Origin of the sequence: Mycobacterium asiaticum (assembly GCF_001673365.1) — a bacterium.
Lineage (GTDB): Bacteria > Actinomycetota > Actinomycetes > Mycobacteriales > Mycobacteriaceae > Mycobacterium > Mycobacterium asiaticum_A.
The window spans coordinates 1-3,878 of sequence record NZ_LZLS01000071.1 but is presented as its reverse complement, the minus strand read 5'-3'; the positions used below and the strand labels follow the sequence as shown (position 1 = coordinate 3,878).

6 protein-coding genes are annotated in these 3,878 nt (G+C 65.9%); 4 read left to right on the top strand and 2 right to left on the bottom strand.

Annotated elements, in window-relative coordinates:
- On the top strand, nucleotides 1-186 hold a 186-nt coding region (locus A5634_RS07645; protein ID WP_172831652.1), incomplete at its 5' end, for a PLP-dependent transferase.
- A gap of 79 nt (nucleotides 187-265) precedes the next feature.
- On the opposite strand, the gene greA is transcribed toward A5634_RS07645, so the two are convergent.
- Together greA and A5634_RS07635 are read right to left on the bottom strand one after the other, a co-directional pair.
- Nucleotides 266-760 carry a transcription elongation factor GreA gene (gene greA, locus A5634_RS07640; protein ID WP_065137229.1) on the bottom strand — a complete coding sequence of 165 codons (495 nt, stop codon included), beginning with the start codon at nucleotides 758-760 and terminating at the stop codon, nucleotides 266-268.
- Between the two features lie 234 nt (nucleotides 761-994).
- Nucleotides 995-1,441, bottom strand: a complete 447-nt coding sequence (locus tag A5634_RS07635; RefSeq protein ID WP_065143453.1) for a DUF4307 domain-containing protein — start codon at nucleotides 1,439-1,441, stop codon at nucleotides 995-997.
- A gap of 90 nt (nucleotides 1,442-1,531) precedes the next feature.
- On the opposite strand from A5634_RS07635, the gene mca reads away from it, so the two are divergent.
- The 3 genes from mca to A5634_RS07620 form a co-directional block, all read left to right on the top strand.
- Nucleotides 1,532-2,413: a mycothiol conjugate amidase Mca gene (mca, locus tag A5634_RS07630; protein ID WP_065143452.1), complete on the top strand. Its 882-nt coding sequence runs from the start codon at nucleotides 1,532-1,534 to the stop codon at nucleotides 2,411-2,413.
- Nucleotides 2,410-2,715, top strand: a complete 306-nt coding sequence (locus A5634_RS07625; RefSeq protein ID WP_065143451.1) for a hypothetical protein — start codon at nucleotides 2,410-2,412, stop codon at nucleotides 2,713-2,715. Before mca ends, A5634_RS07625 begins: the two co-directional genes overlap by 4 nt.
- Nucleotides 2,702-3,878 (top strand): thioredoxin domain-containing protein (locus A5634_RS07620; protein WP_155769412.1); only part of this gene is annotated, 1,177 nt, incomplete at its 3' end. The genes A5634_RS07625 and A5634_RS07620, both read left to right, overlap by 14 nt.

The window sequence follows — 3,878 nt, the reverse complement described above, 5'->3', positions numbered from 1 at the left end:
ACCAGCGTCTTCATCCTGGCCGAGTCGCTGGGTGGCGTCGAATCGCTGATCGAGCACCCGAGCGCCATGACGCACGCCTCGACCGCCGGCTCGCAGCTGGAGGTGCCCGACGACCTGGTCCGGCTCTCGGTCGGCATCGAGGACATCGCCGACCTGCTGGCCGATCTCAAGCAAGCACTGGGCTAATCCGCCGCCGCCGAGTGTGAATCTGACGACGCGACACGCGCACGAGGCGTCGCGAAACGCACTCTCGACGCGGCGGAAATCAGGAGTGGTAGGGCTCCGCGCTGACCAGGGTCACCTCGACGGTGTTGCCACTGGGCACCTTGTAGCTGCGAGTTTCGCCCACTTTGGCGTCGATCAACGCGCCACCCAATGGTGAATTAGGGGAGTAGACCTCGAGCTTGCCGTCGTTCACGCCCTCCTGGCGGGTGGCAATCAGGAAAGTCTCGCTGTCGTCCTTGTCGCCGTTGTAGTAGACCTTGACCACCGAACCCGGCAGCGCGACGCCGGACTGCTTGGGTGCCTCACCGACCTTGGCATTGTTGAGCAGGTCTTGGAGCTGACGGATACGGGCTTCCTGCTGGCCCTGCTCTTCGCGCGCGGCGTGGTAGCCGCCGTTCTCGCGAAGGTCGCCCTCTTCGCGGCGGTCGTTGATTTCGGCGGCGATAACCGGACGATTAGCGATCAACTGGTCGAGCTCGGCCTTGAGTCGGTCATGTGACTCCTGGGTCAACCAAGTCACCTGAGTGTCCGTCATCTCGTGGCGCTCCTTGTGTTTGTCGTTCCGCGCATCCGCGCAAGTATGTGATCCCGTAGCGGGATGGGTCGGGCGTCGGCGGGTCCCCAACCCGCCTGCTGCCACTCCGTTCTCTTCTCACGGGCCATTAATGCAGCAATACACGGTCCCAAGCAGGACCGTGCATTCACCTACGTTACCACTGCGCTAACGATTCATGACCGACATATCCGCAGTTCGGCGTTTGTTGGGCGGTCACGACGGGCGCAAATAACCGGGCACGTCTGTGCCACAGCCGTATACGTCTGCCATCACCGGCGGCTTGCTGGATTTCAGCGTGGTGGTCACCTGAACCGTGGCCTGGTCGGCGGGTGGGACCAGCACCTCCCGTCGACCCGTCTCGCTGCCGTCCTTGGCCCGGACCCGCACGATGCAGTCCACCGGTTGCGACGGGTCGGCGCGGTGCACGCTGATCGTCACCGAGGCGGTCTCGTCGTCAATCAACTGGTAGCCGGCCAGCGTGCCCTTGACCGGGCTGGTGCCGATTCGTTGATAGCCGACGACGGCGATCCCCAGACCCGCCGCGAGGACCAGTACGGTCAGGCCGATGACGACCCAGCGGCGCGGTTTTCCGGACAGTTGGGTGCGGCCGTAGCGCCCCTCGGGGCGCGACAGGGAGTCTTGGGTAAGGGGGTCGGTCATGCCCTCGGGAGTTGTGGGGTACAGGAGAACTGGAATTATAGGGGGCACTCGCAGGGTCGGTGGGCGGCCAACGAACGGACAAGGGAGCACGTGAGCAAACTGCGGTTGATGGCGGTGCACGCCCACCCCGACGACGAATCCAGCAAGGGTGCGGCCACCTTGGCCCGGTACGCCGATGAGGGCCACCGGGTCATGGTGGTGACGCTGACCGGTGGCGAGCGCGGCGACATCCTCAACCCGGCCATGGACCTGCCTGACGTGCACGGACACATCCACGAGATCCGCCGTGACGAGATGGCCAAGGCGGCCGAGATCCTGGGCGTCGAGCACACCTGGCTGGGGTTCGTCGACTCCGGTCTGCCCAAGGGCGACCCGCTGCCACCGCTGCCTGAGGGCTGCTTCGCGCTGGTCCCGCTGGAGCAGTCGGTGCGGGCGTTGACGCGGCTGGTCCGCGAGTTCCGCCCGCACGTGATGATCACCTATGACGAGAACGGCGGCTATCCCCATCCTGACCACATCCGGTGTCACGAGGTGTCCGTCGGCGCCTACGAAGCGGCCGGCGACTACTGTCGATTCCCGGATGCCGGCGAGCCCTGGAACGTCTCGAAGCTCTACTACGTCCACGGCTTTCTGCGGGCCCGGATGCAGCTGCTGCAGGACGAATTCATCAAGCACGGCCAAGAGGGGCCGTTCGGGAAGTGGCTGACCCACTGGCTACCGGAGCACGACCACCTGGACAAACGCGTGACCACACGCGTGGAGTGCTCGGCCTATTTCGGTCAACGAGACGACGCGCTGCTTGCACACGCCACCCAGATCGACCCGAACGCCGAGTTCTTCGCGGCACCGATCTCGTGGCAGGAGCGGCTGTGGCCCACCGAGGAATACGAGTTGGCCCGCTCGCGCGTCCCCGCCACCGTGCCCGAGACCGATCTGTTCGAGGGCATCAGCGAGGAGGATGAGGACCGGTGAACCAGCTTCTGCTCACCGTGATTGCTGACGGCGGACCGAAGAACAACGGCCCAGACTTCGGCAAGGCCAGTCCGATCGGATTGGTAGTGGTGGTGTTGCTGATTATCGCCACCGTGTTTTTGGTGCGGTCGATGAACAAACAGCTGAAGAAGGTCCCGGAATCCTTCGATCGTCAACATCCCGAACCCGATCAGGCCGCCGACGAGGGAACCGACGCGGCTGGCGGGGTGGGCGAAGAGCCTGCCCGACCGGACGACAACGGAGCTGCCCGATCACCCGGATCCCCCCGTGAGCCCGGCTGAGCCGTCCGGGACCAACACCTTAGGCCGGGCCACCAGTCCGTACCTGCGCCAGCACGCCGACAACCCGGTGCACTGGCAGCAATGGACGCCGCAGGCGCTTGCCGACGCGGCGGCGCGCGACGTGCCGATCCTGCTGTCCATTGGCTATGCCGCTTGCCACTGGTGCCACGTGATGGCCCACGAGTCGTTCGACGACGACGAGGTTGCCGCGGTGATGAACGCTGGCTTCGTCTGCATCAAGGTGGACCGCGAGGAGCGTCCCGATATCGACTCCGTTTATATGAACGCCACCGTCGCGCTCACCGGCCAGGGTGGCTGGCCGATGACGTGCTTCCTCACGCCGGACGGCCGGCCTTTCTTCTGCGGCACCTATTACCCGAAAGAGAGTTTCCTGCAACTGCTTTCGGCCGTCGCCGAAACCTGGGCGCAACGCCGCGCCGAGGTTGAGCAGGCGTCGGATCACATCGCCGGGGAGCTGCGGTCGACGGTGTCCGGCTTGGCCGGTGGCGGTCCGCGGATCACACCGGAGTTGTGCTCTCACGCGGTCGCCGCGGTGCTGCGCGACCAGGACACCGTCCACGGCGGATTCGGCACTGCCCCGAAATTTCCGCCGTCGGCGCTGCTGGAAGGGCTGCTGCGCCAGTACGAACGGACCGGATCGGCGGCGGCACTGCAGGCGCTCGAGCACACCGGGAACGCGATGGCCCGCGGCGGCATCTACGACCAGCTGGCCGGCGGGTTCGCCCGCTACAGCGTCGACAATGCTTGGGTAGTACCGCATTTCGAGAAGATGCTCTATGACAATGCGCTTCTGCTGCGCTGGTATGCGCACTGGGCCCGACGGACCGGTGATCCGCTGGCCCGCCGGGTCACGGCGCAGACCGCGCGGTTTCTGCTCGAGGACCTCGCCGACGGCGACATGTTCACGTCCTCGCTGGACGCCGATGCCGACGGTCGCGAGGGTTCCACCTACGTCTGGTCGCCGGCCCAGTTGACCGCAGTGTTGGGTGAGGACGACGGTCGTTGGGCGGCGACGGTTTTTGACGTCACCACAGCCGGCACCTTCGAACACGGGACATCGGTGCTGCAGTTGCGCACCGAGCCCGACGACCCCCACCGGCTGGAAGCCGTCCGCGCCGCCCTGCTGGCGGCCCGGCTCACCC

What these genes read in the sequence shown, in the direction of transcription:
- greA (WP_065137229.1), bottom strand. Translation starts at nt 760, where the DNA reads ATGACGGACACTCAGGTGACTTGGTTGACCCAGGAGTCACATGACCGA.
- A5634_RS07635 (WP_065143453.1), bottom strand. Translation starts at nt 1,441, where the DNA reads ATGACCGACCCCCTTACCCAAGACTCCCTGTCGCGCCCCGAGGGGCGC.